This window comes from Ruegeria sp. N4, from assembly GCF_056531425.1.
Genome location: NZ_JBQFLT010000020.1, coordinates 1 through 12,846, shown reverse-complemented (window position 1 = coordinate 12,846; position 12,846 = coordinate 1). Strand labels below are relative to the sequence as shown.

At 60.0% G+C, this 12,846-nt stretch carries 16 protein-coding genes; 8 read left to right on the top strand and 8 right to left on the bottom strand.

The window, feature by feature from the left end:
• The first annotated feature begins 14 nt into the window (after window positions 1-14).
• The 6 genes from ACR0LW_RS20685 (at window position 15) to ACR0LW_RS20660 (ending at window position 5,339) form a co-directional block, all read left to right on the top strand.
• Entirely contained in the window at window positions 15-575 is a 561-nt protein-coding gene (locus tag ACR0LW_RS20685) for a F0F1 ATP synthase subunit delta (RefSeq protein ID WP_170736489.1), read from the top strand.
• Window positions 576-2,114: a F0F1 ATP synthase subunit alpha gene (gene atpA, locus ACR0LW_RS20680; RefSeq protein WP_480884284.1), complete on the top strand. Its 1,539-nt coding sequence runs from the start codon at window positions 576-578 to the stop codon at window positions 2,112-2,114.
• A 15-nt stretch (window positions 2,115-2,129) separates the two neighbouring features.
• Window positions 2,130-3,008: a F0F1 ATP synthase subunit gamma gene (locus ACR0LW_RS20675; RefSeq protein WP_480626366.1), complete on the top strand. Its 879-nt coding sequence runs from the start codon at window positions 2,130-2,132 to the stop codon at window positions 3,006-3,008.
• Between the two features lie 18 nt (window positions 3,009-3,026).
• Window positions 3,027-4,451, top strand: a complete 1,425-nt coding sequence (atpD, locus tag ACR0LW_RS20670) for a F0F1 ATP synthase subunit beta (protein ID WP_170452703.1) — start codon at window positions 3,027-3,029, stop codon at window positions 4,449-4,451.
• Window positions 4,452-4,463: 12 nt separating this feature from the next.
• Window positions 4,464-4,874: a F0F1 ATP synthase subunit epsilon gene (locus ACR0LW_RS20665; RefSeq protein WP_050604827.1), complete on the top strand. Its 411-nt coding sequence runs from the start codon at window positions 4,464-4,466 to the stop codon at window positions 4,872-4,874.
• 114 nt (window positions 4,875-4,988) lie between these two features.
• Window positions 4,989-5,339 (top strand): H-type lectin domain-containing protein, encoded by a 351-nt coding sequence (locus tag ACR0LW_RS20660; protein WP_170452701.1) that lies wholly within the window; start codon window positions 4,989-4,991, stop codon window positions 5,337-5,339.
• 17 nt (window positions 5,340-5,356) lie between these two features.
• Here the strand turns inward: ACR0LW_RS20660 and rpiB are convergent, their stop codons facing one another.
• Entirely contained in the window at window positions 5,357-5,806 is a 450-nt protein-coding gene (gene rpiB / locus ACR0LW_RS20655; protein ID WP_480884281.1) for a ribose 5-phosphate isomerase B, read from the bottom strand.
• 5 nt (window positions 5,807-5,811) lie between these two features.
• Window positions 5,812-6,831 (bottom strand): ribose-phosphate pyrophosphokinase, encoded by a 1,020-nt coding sequence (locus tag ACR0LW_RS20650; protein WP_170452698.1) that lies wholly within the window; start codon window positions 6,829-6,831, stop codon window positions 5,812-5,814.
• Between the two features lie 107 nt (window positions 6,832-6,938).
• Between ACR0LW_RS20650 and ACR0LW_RS20645 the strand changes: the two genes are divergently transcribed.
• Together ACR0LW_RS20645 and ACR0LW_RS20640 are read left to right on the top strand one after the other, a co-directional pair.
• Window positions 6,939-7,541, top strand: coding sequence for a DsbA family protein (locus ACR0LW_RS20645; RefSeq protein WP_480884279.1), 603 nt, complete (start codon window positions 6,939-6,941; stop codon window positions 7,539-7,541).
• 62 nt (window positions 7,542-7,603) lie between these two features.
• Entirely contained in the window at window positions 7,604-8,374 is a 771-nt protein-coding gene (locus ACR0LW_RS20640; protein WP_480884277.1) for an alpha/beta fold hydrolase, read from the top strand.
• Here ACR0LW_RS20640 and ACR0LW_RS20635 read toward each other — a convergent pair.
• From ACR0LW_RS20635 to ACR0LW_RS20610, 6 genes are all read right to left on the bottom strand, one after another.
• Window positions 8,361-9,395, bottom strand: coding sequence for a threonine aldolase family protein (locus tag ACR0LW_RS20635; RefSeq protein ID WP_480884275.1), 1,035 nt, complete (start codon window positions 9,393-9,395; stop codon window positions 8,361-8,363). The genes ACR0LW_RS20640 and ACR0LW_RS20635 overlap by 14 nt on opposite strands.
• On the bottom strand, window positions 9,395-9,868 hold the full coding sequence (locus ACR0LW_RS20630) for a YcgN family cysteine cluster protein (RefSeq protein ID WP_170622851.1): 474 nt from the start codon (window positions 9,866-9,868) through the stop codon (window positions 9,395-9,397). The genes ACR0LW_RS20635 and ACR0LW_RS20630 overlap by 1 nt, the downstream gene beginning before the upstream one ends.
• Window positions 9,865-10,797 carry a bifunctional riboflavin kinase/FAD synthetase gene (locus tag ACR0LW_RS20625; protein WP_170521682.1) on the bottom strand — a complete coding sequence of 311 codons (933 nt, stop codon included), beginning with the start codon at window positions 10,795-10,797 and terminating at the stop codon, window positions 9,865-9,867. Before ACR0LW_RS20625 ends, ACR0LW_RS20630 begins: the two co-directional genes overlap by 4 nt.
• Window positions 10,798-10,818: 21 nt before the next feature.
• Window positions 10,819-11,112: a Stf0 family sulfotransferase gene (locus ACR0LW_RS20620; RefSeq protein ID WP_170521976.1), complete on the bottom strand. Its 294-nt coding sequence runs from the start codon at window positions 11,110-11,112 to the stop codon at window positions 10,819-10,821.
• Between the two features lie 117 nt (window positions 11,113-11,229).
• The gene (locus tag ACR0LW_RS20615; protein ID WP_170452686.1) at window positions 11,230-11,673 is read right to left on the bottom strand and encodes a MaoC family dehydratase; all 444 of its coding nucleotides are present in this window, start codon (window positions 11,671-11,673) and stop codon (window positions 11,230-11,232) included.
• Window positions 11,674-11,774: 101 nt separating this feature from the next.
• Window positions 11,775-12,650, bottom strand: coding sequence for a TIGR01459 family HAD-type hydrolase (locus ACR0LW_RS20610; protein ID WP_170521684.1), 876 nt, complete (start codon window positions 12,648-12,650; stop codon window positions 11,775-11,777).
• Window positions 12,651-12,846 lie beyond the last annotated feature (196 nt).

Below are 12,846 nucleotides of genomic sequence, written 5' to 3'. Positions count from 1 at the left end.
TCGGAAGGGTGGACGTGTCCGAACCAGCTTCGATTTCCACAGGCATCGCCGAGCGCTATGCCACCGCGATTTTCGAGATCGCGAAAGAGAATAATGACCTCGCAGGTCTGGAAACCGGCATCAATGATCTGGCAGCAGCACTGGGCGACAGCGCCGAATTGCGCGACCTGATCGCTTCGCCTCTGGTTTCCCGCGCTGAACAAGAAGGCGCAATCACCGCAATCGCCGCGAAAATGGGTCTGAACACCATTCTGGGCAACACGCTGGGCCTGATGGCGCAGAAACGCCGCCTGTTCGTGGTGCCGCAGCTGGTGCAGGTTCTGCGCGACATGCTGGCAGATGAGCGTGGCGAAGTGACCGCCGATGTCGCCTCGGCCAAGGCGCTGACCAAGACGCAAATGGAAAAACTGTCCAAGACGCTGTCCGAGCGTGTGGGCAAGACCGTGACAATCAATGCGACCGTGGATGAAAGCCTCATCGGCGGACTTGTCGTTAAAGTGGGCTCGAAAATGATCGATAGCTCGATCCGTTCGAAGCTGAACTCCCTACAGAATGCAATGAAAGAGGTCGGATAAATGGGAATCCAAGCTGCAGAGATTTCTGCAATCCTGAAGGACCAGATCAAGAATTTTGGTCAGGAAGCCGAAGTGGCCGAGATCGGCCGCGTGCTGAGCGTCGGTGACGGGATTGCCCGTGTATACGGCCTGGACAATGTGCAGGCGGGTGAAATGGTCGAGTTTCCCGGCGGCATCATGGGCATGGCGCTGAACCTGGAAAGCGACAACGTCGGTGTCGTTATCTTTGGTTCCGACCGTGACATCAAAGAAGGTGACACCGTCAAGCGCACCAACTCGATCGTGGACGTTCCGATTGGTGACGAACTGCTGGGCCGCGTTGTTGACGGTCTGGGCAATCCGCTGGACGGCAAAGGCCCGATCAACGCGACCAAGCGTGGCGTTGCAGACGTTAAGGCACCGGGCATCATCCCACGTAAATCGGTGCACGAGCCGATGGCAACCGGCCTGAAATCGGTTGACGCGATGATCCCGATTGGCCGCGGCCAGCGGGAACTGATCATTGGTGACCGTCAGACCGGTAAAACCGCCGTTGCACTGGACGCGATCCTGAACCAGAAAACCTACAACGACGCAGCAGGCGACGACGAGTCGAAGAAACTGTACTGCGTTTACGTTGCCATCGGTCAGAAGCGTTCGACCGTTGCGCAGCTGGTTAAGAAACTGGAAGAATCCGGCGCGATTGAATACTCGATCATTGTGGCCGCAACCGCGTCCGACCCGGCGCCGATGCAGTTCCTGGCACCTTATGCCGCGACCGCGATGGCCGAATACTTCCGTGACAATGGCCGCCACGCGCTGATCATCTATGATGACCTTTCGAAACAGGCTGTGTCCTATCGTCAGATGTCGCTGCTGCTGCGCCGCCCGCCGGGCCGTGAAGCCTATCCTGGTGACGTTTTCTACCTCCACTCGCGCCTGCTGGAGCGTTCGGCGAAACTGAACGAAGACTTCGGCGCGGGCTCGCTGACCGCTCTGCCGGTTATCGAAACCCAAGGTGGTGACGTTTCGGCGTTTATCCCGACCAACGTGATCTCGATCACCGACGGTCAGATCTTCCTTGAAACCGAACTGTTCTACCAAGGCATCCGTCCTGCTGTGAACACCGGTCTGTCGGTTTCGCGTGTGGGCTCCTCGGCTCAGACCAACTCGATGAAGTCGGTTGCCGGTCCGGTGAAACTGGAACTGGCTCAGTACCGCGAAATGGCGGCCTTTGCGCAGTTCGGTTCCGACCTCGACGCCGCAACCCAGCAGCTGCTGAACCGTGGTGCGCGTCTGACCGAGCTGATGAAACAGCCGCAGTACTCGCCGCTGACCAACGCTGAAATCGTCTGTGTCATCTTCGCAGGTACCAACGGTTACCTCGACAAGATCGACGTGTCCGACGTTGGCCGTTATGAGGCTGGCCTGCTGGCGCACCTGCGTGGCAAGCACGCGGATCTGCTTCAGTGGATCACGGACGAAGATCCCAAGATCAAGGGTGACGCTTCCGACAAGATCAAGGCTGCGCTGGACGAATACGCCGCAACCTTCGCTTAAGGGAGAGGCGGGCATATGCCAAATCTTAAGGACCTTAAAAACAGGATCGAGTCGGTCAAATCGACCCGCAAGATCACCAAGGCCATGCAGATGGTCGCGGCTGCAAAACTGCGCCGCGCCCAGGAATCTGCCGAAGCCTCGCGCCCCTATGCGGAACGGTTCAATGCCGTGATGGCGGGGCTGGCGGCGTCGGTCGGGGGCAGCGACAGCGCCCCCAAGCTGCTCCGGGGTACGGGCAGCGATGATGTCCATCTGCTGGTTGTCATGACAGCTGAACGCGGCCTGTGCGGCGGCTTCAACTCGAACATCGCCAAGCTGGCCCGCCAAAAGGCGGACGAGCTGCGTGCCAAAGGCAAGACGGTCAAGGTTCTGACCGTCGGCAAGAAAGGCCGCGACGCGCTCAAGCGTGATTTTGGCGATCTGTTCGTTGGACATATCGACCTGAGCGAGGTCAAGCGTCTGGGTTACACCAACGCGCAGGACATCGCCAAGGATATCCTGTCCCGCTTTGACGGGGGTGAGTTTGACGTTGCCACGATCTTCTATTCGAAGTTCGTCAACGTTGTGACTCAGATCCCGACGGCACAGCAGATCATCCCCGCCTCGTTCGAGAACGAAGCGGCAGGTGACGACAGCGGTGCCATCTTCGACTACGAGCCCAGCGAAGAGGCCATTCTGGCCGACCTGCTGCCCAAGGGGGTTGCCACCGCGATCTTCTCGGCCTTGCTCGAAAACGGAGCGTCTGAACAGGGTGCACGGATGTCCGCGATGGACAACGCGACACGCAACGCGGGTGAGATGATCGACAAGCTGACGATCCAGTTCAACCGCTCGCGTCAGGCCGTGATCACCAACGAGCTGATTGAAATTATTTCCGGCGCCGAAGCGCTGTAAGAAAACCGGAGACGAAACATGGCGAATGCAAAAGGCAAAGTCACACAGATCATCGGAGCCGTCGTTGACGTGCAGTTCGATGATGCGCTGCCTGAAATTCTGAACGCGCTGGAAACCACCAACAATGGCAAGCGCCTGGTGTTGGAAGTTGCTCAGCACCTGGGTGAAAACACTGTCCGCACCATTGCGATGGACGCGACCGAAGGTCTGGTCCGCGGCGAAGCGGTTACCGACACCGGCGCGCCGATCTCGGTTCCGGTTGGTAACGCCACCCTGGGCCGCATCCTGAACGTTGTCGGCGAGCCGATCGACGAAAAGGGCGAGGTTGTCGCAACCGAGACCCGCGCGATCCACCAACCCGCACCCGAGTTTGACGAACAGTCGACCGAGTCGGAAATCCTGGTCACCGGTATCAAGGTTGTTGACCTGCTGGCCCCCTACGCCAAAGGCGGTAAAATCGGCCTGTTCGGCGGCGCGGGCGTTGGCAAAACCGTTCTGATCATGGAACTGATCAACAACATCGCAAAAGTGCACTCGGGCTTTTCCGTGTTCGCGGGTGTTGGTGAACGGACCCGTGAAGGGAACGACCTGTATCACGAGATGATCGAATCGAACGTGATCAAGCCGGACAACCTGTCGGAATCGCAGGTTGCGCTGGTTTACGGTCAGATGAACGAACCTCCGGGTGCGCGTGCGCGTGTTGCTCTGACCGGTCTGACGCTGGCCGAGCAGTTCCGCGACCAGTCCGGGACCGACGTTCTGTTCTTCGTCGACAACATCTTCCGCTTCACGCAGGCGGGTTCCGAGGTTTCGGCTCTGCTGGGTCGTATTCCTTCGGCGGTGGGCTACCAGCCGACGCTGGCCACGGACATGGGCGCGCTGCAGGAACGCATCACCTCGACCAAGTCGGGCTCGATCACCTCGGTGCAGGCGATCTACGTGCCTGCGGACGACCTTACCGACCCTGCGCCGGCAACCTCGTTCGCTCACTTGGACGCGACCACCGTTCTTAACCGTGCGATCTCGGAAAAGGGTATCTACCCTGCGGTTGACCCGCTCGACTCGACCTCGCGTCTGCTTGACCCGGCGATTGTTGGTGAAGAACACTACAAGGTGGCGACCGACGTTCAGCAGATCCTCCAGCGCTACAAGTCGCTGCAGGACATCATCGCCATCCTTGGCATGGACGAACTGTCGGAAGAGGACAAGCTGACCGTGGCCCGTGCCCGTAAGATCGAACGCTTCCTGTCGCAGCCGTTCGACGTGGCCGAGGTTTTCACCGGTTCGCCGGGCGTTCAGGTTCCTCTGGATGTCACCATCTCGTCGTTCAAGGCCGTTGTGGCTGGCGAATACGATCACCTGCCCGAAGCGGCCTTCCTGATGGTTGGCGGCATCGAAGAAGTGATCGCCAAAGCCGAGAAGATGGCAGCAGAAGCCGCCTAAGGAGTATCCCTGATGGCAAACACGATGCAATTCGACCTCGTCAGCCCCGAGCGGAGCCTTGCTTCGCTCAGCGCTACCGCGGTCCAGATTCCCGGCGCGGACGGGGACATGACGGCGATGCCCGATCATGCCCCCACCATCACCACGCTGCGCCCCGGTCTGCTGAAGGTTGAGGCACCCGAAGGGTCCAGCGAATACCTGGTCACCGGCGGGTTTGCCCAGATCAACGGCGACAGCCTTTCGGTTCTGGCCGAAAAAGCGATCCCGGTGGCCGAAGTGACCCGCGCACATCTGGACGAGCTGATCGAAGACGCCCGCGCCTCGCACGAGGCGGCCAAGGGCGGTGACGACCAGACCATCGTCGATGATGCCGCCAAGCTGCTGGCCGACATGGAAGCGCTTGGGACGCATATGAGCCTGTAACAGGCATCACAGCTGAAAATTTGAACGGCCTCGCACCTGCGGGGCCGTTTTTTTGTCGTGCTTTTGCCGAAAAGCCGGGATAAGTTGCGGGAATTCAAGAATAATGATGACAGAATGAAGAAATTTCTTACTCATCCCATCGGCATCGATCAGGGCGAAGAGGTGCTGTTTTCCGAGTTCGCCGAGGGCGGCGATATGTGGACCGGAGAGGGCCCGCGCGAACGTCGGGCTCAGATTCGATTCAGTGAAGCCTTTCGGTCGATCCCGGTTGTACAGGTGGGCATTTCGCTGTGGGACGTGGACACGTCTTCGGCATTACGGGCGGAGGTGAAGGCGCAGGATGTGACGCCCCAGGGGTTCACGGCTGTATTCCGCACCTGGTCGGATACCCGTATCGCCCGCATTCGGGTTGCATGGACGGCTATTGGTGAAGTCGCCCACGCAGATGATTGGAATATCTCCTGATCGGAGCAGGGCGCGGATTAGCTGTCCTGCGCCTCGATCATGTCCACCCGTGTCGCGTGGCGGCCGCCTTCGAACTCGGCGGATAGAAACGCATTCACGATGTCCAGTGCCTGACCTTCGCCAACGACGCGTGCGCCGATGGACAGCATGTTGGCGTCGTTGTGCTGGCGGATCATCCGGGCCGAGAAGGCGTCAGAGCACACGCCGCAGCGGATGCCGCGGACCTTGTTTGCCGCCATCATGATCCCTTGCCCGGTGCCGCAAAGGATGATGCCCAGCTGACAGTCACCCGACGCCACCGCCTGCGCTGCGGCTTTGCCGTGTTTGGGGTAATGCGTGCTTTCCGGGGTCGTCGGGCCAATATCGACCACCTCCCAGCCTTGCTGGGCGATGTGGTTGGCCACGGCCTGACGCAGATCGATCGCTGCGTGGTCGCTGGACAGGACAATACGTTTGTTGGCAGTCATCACATTCAGTCCATCTGGTACATGGATTCGTAGATCGGCGTCAGCGTTTTGTCTTCGAACAGAGATGACACGCTGGTGCCGTTCCAGATGTTCAGGATGGCCTGAGTGAAGATCGGTGCGGTCGGAACGATGCGGATATTCTTGGCCTTCAGGATCTCTTTGGTCGGCTGGATTGTATCCGTCAGGACCAGAGATTTCATGACCGAATTGGTCACACGCTCGACCGCGGGGCCGCTCATGACGCCATGGGTGATGTAGGAATGAACCTCTTTCGCGCCGTTATCCAGCAGGACCTGAGCCGCCTTGCACAGCGTTCCGGCGGTGTCGCACATATCGTCCACAATCAAGCAGATTTTGTCTTTGACGTCACCGATCACGGTCATTTCAGCCACTTCACCCGCTTTTTCCCGGCGTTTGTCGACAATCGACAGCGGGGCGTTGATGCGCTTGGCCAACTCGCGGGCGCGGGCCACGCCGCCGACATCGGGCGAGACCACCATGATTTCGTCCAGATTGTCCTTGAACTGATGCTTCACATCCAGCGCAAAGATCGGCGAGGCGTAAAGGTTGTCTACCGGGATATCAAAGAACCCCTGAATCTGGGCTGCGTGCAGGTCCATGGTCAGAACCCGCTCGATCCCTGCACCGGTCAGCATGTTTGCGACAAGCTTGGCGCTGATTGGCGTGCGGGCCTTGGTGCGGCGGTCCTGACGGGCGTAGCCGAAATAGGGGATCACGGCGGTGATCCGCTGGGCCGACGACCGGCGCAGCGCGTCGGCGATGATCAGCAGTTCCATCAGGTTGTCATTGGCCGGGTTCGAGGTCGGCTGGATGATGAACATATCCTCGCCCCGTACGTTCTCGAAGACTTCGACGAAGATCTCGCCGTCATTGAAACGCTCGACCCGCGCATCGACCAGACCCTGGTCAACGCCGCGATACAGGCTCATGCGGCGAGCGATGGTTTCGGCAAGCGGAAGGTTTGCGTTCCCAGCAATAAGCTTGGGTTCGTGGAGTGTCGGCATTGGCTGAGATCCCCGGGCAGCGTTGGCAATGTGACAGATTCGTGATGTTGACACCGCTTAGCATGGCCTTACCGTCCCGCAAAGATAACGCTGCGGAGAAAGTGCACATGACCCAGATTGACTACTTTTTTGCGACAATTTCGCCCTACACCTATCTGGCCGGTTCCCGGCTGGAAGAGATCGCGGCGAAGCACGGCGCGACGATCAGTTACAAACCGCTGGATATCATGGCCTTGTTCGCGCGCACCGGGGGAACGCCGCCAAAAGACCGCCATATCTCGCGCACCGAATACCGCGCGCAGGAGTTGCTGCGGCAATCCAGGGATCTGGGGATGGAGTTCAATCTGCAGCCCGCACATTGGCCGACCAATATGGCCCCGTCGTCCTATGCGGTGATCGCCGCGATCAAGGACGGCTCGGGCGATGTGGGCAAGCTGTGCCAGTCCATCCTGCGTGCCTGCTGGGCCGAGGAAAAGGATGTGGCACAGGATGATGTCATCCGCGACTGTCTGTCGAATGCCGGGTTTGACCGCGATCTGGCCAACAGTGGCTTGCTGGTCGGGGCCGAGACCTATGCCGCCAATCTGGAAGAGGCCGTGGATCGCGGCGTGTTTGGCGCGCCGTTCTACATCACGCCCGATGGCCAGCGGTTCTGGGGTCAGGACCGGCTGGACGATCTGGATCGGCATCTGGCAGGGATGAACGGGTGACAGCCTTGGCTGCAGCGTCACACGCGGCCTTTGTCCGGCATTTGGGGGAGGGGGAGCGCAAATTGCTCGCCCTTCACTGCACCATTGCGCATTCCGGCGCGTGGTCCGGTTTGGCCAAGGTTCTGGCGGGCAGCGCGTCCCTGATCGCCCCGGATATGCCGTCGCACGGGCGCAGTCCGGATTGGGACGGGCAGAGCGATTTCTTCGATGCGGTGACTGGGCAAGCGACGCAGGAGTTGACCGAACCCATGGATCTGATCGGTCATTCCTTTGGGGCGATCGCCGCGCTGCGGCTGGCAATGGAAAACCCGCAACATGTGCGCAGCCTGACCCTGATCGAACCCGTATTCTTTGCTGTGGCAAAACAGGATGCGCCCCAATTGTTCGACCAGCACATCCACGCGTCCCAACCGATCAACGCAGCCTTCGCGGCGGGCGATGCGGCATTGGCCGCGCGGCTGTTCAACCGGATGTGGAGCACCGGCATCAGCCCGAAATGGCCTGACCTGCCCGAGCGAACGCGGGCCAGCATGGTGCGGGGGATACATGTTGTTCCTGCCTCCCATCCCGTGCTGTACGAGGACCGTGCCGGGCTGCTGGACCCGGAGAACTGCAAGCGCGTCACGATGCCGACCCTGTTGCTGAGCGGATCAGAAACCGACCCGACACTGCCGGTGATCTGCGAAGGATTGCAGCACCGCCTGCCAAATGCGCGGCATAAGGTGGTGCGCGGCGCGGGGCATATGCTGCCTATCTCGCACCCCCATGAGACAGGCGCGCTGCTTCAGGAGTTCTGGAAAGCCAACCCCGCGACAGGCGTTACAGCAGGCTGAGGAACCGGTCGATTTCAGCCGCCCCAATCGACCAGTCGCAAACCAGCCTGCAGGCGAGGTTTTCGTCGTCATCGTCCCCCTCAAGCTCGGCACCCCAGAGGTGATAGACCGCCCCGGCCTCGTGCAATTGTTTGTGCTTGGCGCGCGGGAATGAGGCGAAGATCATATTGGCCTGCGGCTCGTGCAGGAACGTGGCCCCCTTGGCGCGCAACCCGTTGGCCAGCAGAGCGCAGTTGTCGTTGGCCTGACGGGCCATTTTCAACCAAAGATCATCTTCCAGATAAGCCGCCATCTGGGCGGACAGGTAGCGATGCTTGGAAAACAGATGCGCCCCGCGCTTGCGGCGCAGCTCGAATTCCCACGCTTTGCTTTCGTCAAAGAACACTACGGCCTCGACACCCATCAGGCCGTTCTTCGTGCCACCAAAGCTGACCGCATCCACACCCGATTTCCACGTCATGTCCGCCGGGGAACAATTCAGGGCGACAAGCGCGTTTGTGAACCGCGCCCCGTCCAGATGGACGGGCAGGCCGTATTCCTTGGCCACACCGCACAGGGCCTGCAACTCTTCCAGCGAATAAACCGACCCGCGCTCGGTGACCTGAGTGATCGATACAGGCCCGCGCTGCGGCCCGTGCACCCCGCGCGTCTCTTCCCCAAGGATCGAGCCGCGCAACGCATCGGGGGTCATCTTGTCGCCACCGGGAACCAGGGTCAGCTTGGCCCCGCTATAGAACTCGGGCGCATTACACTCATCCTCGTGGATATGCGCGACCGGAGAGCAAAAGACCGTTTCCCAGGGGTTGGACAGAGTCGCAAGGGCCAGCGAATTTGCCGCCGTCCCCGTCGCCACCAGATAAACCGCCGCGCCCGGTGCCTCGAAGATGCTGCGAATGTGGTCGCGCACCTCGTTCATCATCGTGTCCGCGCCATAGGCCATCTGGTACCCCTGATTGGCCTCGGCCAGCTTGGCCATGACCTGCGGGTGAACCGGGCCGGAATTGTCAGACGCGAAATACATCAGGTTGGCTCCTCGATAATGTAATCTTCCCACTCTTCCATGGGGGTTTCGAACTCGGACACAGTACGCCCCTGAACCGAGACGCCTGCGGCGTGCACGCTGTCCGGCGTACCAGATATCAAAGGATGCCAGTCGTAAAGAGGTTTGCCTTCCCACAGCAATCGATACGCACAGGTTTGCGGCAGCCAATAGGCGTGGTCGTCGATATTGTCGGGGGTCATGACGATGCATTCGGGTACGAATTGGTGCCGGATGTCATATTGCGTGCAGCGGCAGCTTTCATCGTCCAGCAGGCGGCAGGCAACACAGGTCAGGGCAACCTCGCCTGTGTCCTCATCCTCCAGCTTGTTCAGGCAGCATTTGCCGCAGCCGTCGCACAGGGCCTCCCACTCGCGCTGGTTCATCTTGCGCAAGGGCTTGCGTTCCCAGAACCGGGCCGGCAGGCCCGTGCGTTCAATCGGATCGGTGGTCATAGGGCGGCCAGAATACCACGGGCCTTTTGGCAATCGGCATCCATCTGCGCGATCAGGCCGTCCAGCCCATCGAATGTCAGCTCTGGTCGCAGGAAATCGATCAGACCGACGGACAGGGTCGAGCCGTAAAGATCACCGGAAAAATCGAACAGGAAGGTTTCGATATTGGGGGCTTCGCCATGGAACATGGGGCGCACACCGATCGAGGCCGCCCCGTGATAGCTGCCCTGATGCGGGCCGTCCAACACGTCGACCAGCACGGCATACACCCCGAATTTGGGCGGGTGCAGACCTTCGATGGACATGTTCGCGGTTGGAAAGCCCAACTCGCGCCCGCGCTGTTCGCCCCCGATCACCACACCTTCGATCCGGTGCCAGTGGCCCAGCATAGCGGCCGCATCGCGCGGACGCCCGTCGCTGAGCGCGGTGCGAATGGCGGTCGAGGAAACAACGTTTTCCGACCGCTCCATCAGTGGTGCAATGGTGACGCCAAATCCCATCTGCTCGCCAAAGCGGACCATATCCTGCGCGGTGCCGACACGACCTTTGCCAAAACAGAAATCGGCCCCCACAACGATATGGGACAGGCCCAGCCCATCGCAAATGACGTTTCTGGCGAACTCTTCCGGGGACAACCCGGCCAGTGCCGCATTGAACGGCAGTTCGTACAGCATCTTTACGCCCAACTTTTCCAACCGGTGCGCACGTGCATTGCCCCGCATCAACCGGAAGGGCGGCGCGTCCGGGGCGAAATACTCGCGCGGATGCGGCTCGAACGTCAAAACACCCAAAGGCGCATCAGGGGCGGCGCGGCGCGCCAGTTCAATCACCGACTGGTGCCCCAAATGAACGCCATCAAAATTCCCGATCGCCACACTGGCGCCACGGTCCTGAGGCTCGATGTACTGAAAATCCCGGATGATGTGCATATGGCTTGCCTAGCTGGACTGTCAGGCGGGTTCAAGCACCTGATTGGTCTTGCTTGCGCAGCGTTTCAGCCACGTATTGCCGAACCCAGTCCCTGTTCGTGGCGTCCCAGAGTTTGGCCGTCGGCGTTTCGACGCCCTACGCCAGACCCGGATCGAGACCCAGGGTTTGCAGCACCTCGACCAATCCGACAGGGATGGCGCGTTAAAACAGGATTCTGGCCGACCCGCGCACCCGGTTGCACGCAACAATCGACATAGCAGGGTACTGCCGCTGCGGGGGCTGGTGCAGATGACGTAAGAATCGAAACGAGGCATTGATCGACCTGTTGGCCTGACGGAATGTTACCTCACCATGTTCCAGTGTTCTGGCGCGCCAACAACAAAAAAGGCGCCATTCCGGGCGCCTTTGCTGTGACGTGATGTGATCAAGGCTCAGTCGAACTTGCGCGACGGGGCCAGAACCATTGCCTCACCAATCAGGACCTTCTTGCCGTCTACCGAGCAATGGCAATCCAGCTTGACGCGGCGCTTGGCAAAGTCGATGTCGATGACTTTCACCTCGGCATAGACCATGTCGCCGGGGCGCACGGGGGCCAGGAATTTCAGCGACTGACCCATGTATACGGTGCCATGGCCAGGCAGTTGCTCTCCGATCACGGCCGAGATCAGGCCCGCCGTCAGCATCCCGTGGGCGATGCGCCCTTCAAAGATCGTGTCACGCGCATAATCGTCATCCAGATGCACCGGATTCCGGTCGGTCGAAACCTGCGCGAACATCTCGATATCCTCATCCGTCACCACTTTGCGCAGGTGGCGGGACATGCCCATCTCGATGTCTTCGATACAGATCGTTCCGCGTGGAAGATTGTCCAACATGTTGCCCTCACTCGAAGTTGGCCGTGAAAGAAAAATCCACCATCAGGCCTAGGTTGGCAACTTTATTACTTCGCAACTGCAGAAAATCAAGTCAAAAATGACTATCGCAAGCGACCGATTGTATATGTCGGGCTGATCTTTTCCCTTTGTATATAGTCAGTTAAGGATTCAGCGTGCGGATGGTGCGACGTTTTTGTTTCCGCTGCCGCCAATCCGCCCGAGATGAACAGGGTATCGATTCCCTCTCCCATCCCGCCAAGGATGTCGGTATGGGGGCCATCGCCAATGGCAAGGATGTCAGAGTCTGCAATATCTGCGCCCAATTCCTGAAGGCGGCGGCGGGCCAGATCGTAGATTGGCGGGTGGGGCTTGCCGAAATACAGGCTCTCGCCACCCATCTCGGTATAAAGCTTTGCCAGAGCCCCCGCGCACCACTCACGCACCTCGCCCCGGTCAACAACGATGTCGGGATTCGCACAGAGCAGCTTCATGCCCATCTGCTTGGCGTACAGGAAATCGGGCCGGTTCACATCGGGGTCCGCCATCGGATCGAAAGGTCCACAGCAGACGATGCCCTCAGCCTCTTTTAACGGGACACGTTCGATGTGGATGGGGTGGTGCAGCAGCTTCAGCGGCTCAAAGAACCCCGCATCGCGCTGCCATTCTCCCATGAAATACACCTTGTGCCCGACCGCGCCGCGAAACATGGCGGACCGGGCTGAATCTCCGCTGGTTGCGATCGTGTCATAGGCATCGGCGGGTACGTTGAACTGGGTCAGCTGCGATGCAACCCCGGCGCGCGGTTTGGGAGAGTTTGTTACCAGCACGACCAGCCCGCCAGCGGCGCGGTAGGCCTGCAACGCTGCCACCGCTTCGGGATAGGCGGTGATACCGTTGTGAACGCAGCCCCAGAGATCGACAAAAAGCGCCTTATACCGGTCGGAAATCTCGGTCAGAGAGGAGATAATCTGGGTCATTGGGTCTCTTTCGGCGATGAACTGCGTCTGCCAAGCCTATGGCAGAGCTTGACGGGTTTTGCCAGAGGGGGCTCTGCCCCCGCCGCCCGTGCCGGGCGTCTCCCCCGGGATATTTGGGGCCAGATGAAGCAAGGGATCCTTTATTCATCTGGCCAAAAATATCCCGGAGCGCGAGGCAGAGCCTCGCAAAAAGGAA

What these genes read in the sequence shown, in the direction of transcription:
- atpA (WP_480884284.1), top strand. Translation starts at nt 576, where the DNA reads ATGGGAATCCAAGCTGCAGAGATTTCTGCAATCCTGAAGGACCAGATC.
- ACR0LW_RS20675 (WP_480626366.1), top strand. Translation starts at nt 2,130, where the DNA reads ATGCCAAATCTTAAGGACCTTAAAAACAGGATCGAGTCGGTCAAATCG.
- atpD (WP_170452703.1), top strand. Translation starts at nt 3,027, where the DNA reads ATGGCGAATGCAAAAGGCAAAGTCACACAGATCATCGGAGCCGTCGTT.
- ACR0LW_RS20665 (WP_050604827.1), top strand. Translation starts at nt 4,464, where the DNA reads ATGGCAAACACGATGCAATTCGACCTCGTCAGCCCCGAGCGGAGCCTT.
- ACR0LW_RS20660 (WP_170452701.1), top strand. Translation starts at nt 4,989, where the DNA reads ATGAAGAAATTTCTTACTCATCCCATCGGCATCGATCAGGGCGAAGAG.
- rpiB (WP_480884281.1), bottom strand. Translation starts at nt 5,806, where the DNA reads ATGACTGCCAACAAACGTATTGTCCTGTCCAGCGACCACGCAGCGATC.
- ACR0LW_RS20650 (WP_170452698.1), bottom strand. Translation starts at nt 6,831, where the DNA reads ATGCCGACACTCCACGAACCCAAGCTTATTGCTGGGAACGCAAACCTT.
- ACR0LW_RS20645 (WP_480884279.1), top strand. Translation starts at nt 6,939, where the DNA reads ATGACCCAGATTGACTACTTTTTTGCGACAATTTCGCCCTACACCTAT.
- ACR0LW_RS20635 (WP_480884275.1), bottom strand. Translation starts at nt 9,395, where the DNA reads ATGTATTTCGCGTCTGACAATTCCGGCCCGGTTCACCCGCAGGTCATG.
- ACR0LW_RS20630 (WP_170622851.1), bottom strand. Translation starts at nt 9,868, where the DNA reads ATGACCACCGATCCGATTGAACGCACGGGCCTGCCGGCCCGGTTCTGG.
- ACR0LW_RS20625 (WP_170521682.1), bottom strand. Translation starts at nt 10,797, where the DNA reads ATGCACATCATCCGGGATTTTCAGTACATCGAGCCTCAGGACCGTGGC.
- ACR0LW_RS20620 (WP_170521976.1), bottom strand. Translation starts at nt 11,112, where the DNA reads ATGCCTCGTTTCGATTCTTACGTCATCTGCACCAGCCCCCGCAGCGGC.
- ACR0LW_RS20615 (WP_170452686.1), bottom strand. Translation starts at nt 11,673, where the DNA reads ATGTTGGACAATCTTCCACGCGGAACGATCTGTATCGAAGACATCGAG.
- ACR0LW_RS20610 (WP_170521684.1), bottom strand. Translation starts at nt 12,650, where the DNA reads ATGACCCAGATTATCTCCTCTCTGACCGAGATTTCCGACCGGTATAAG.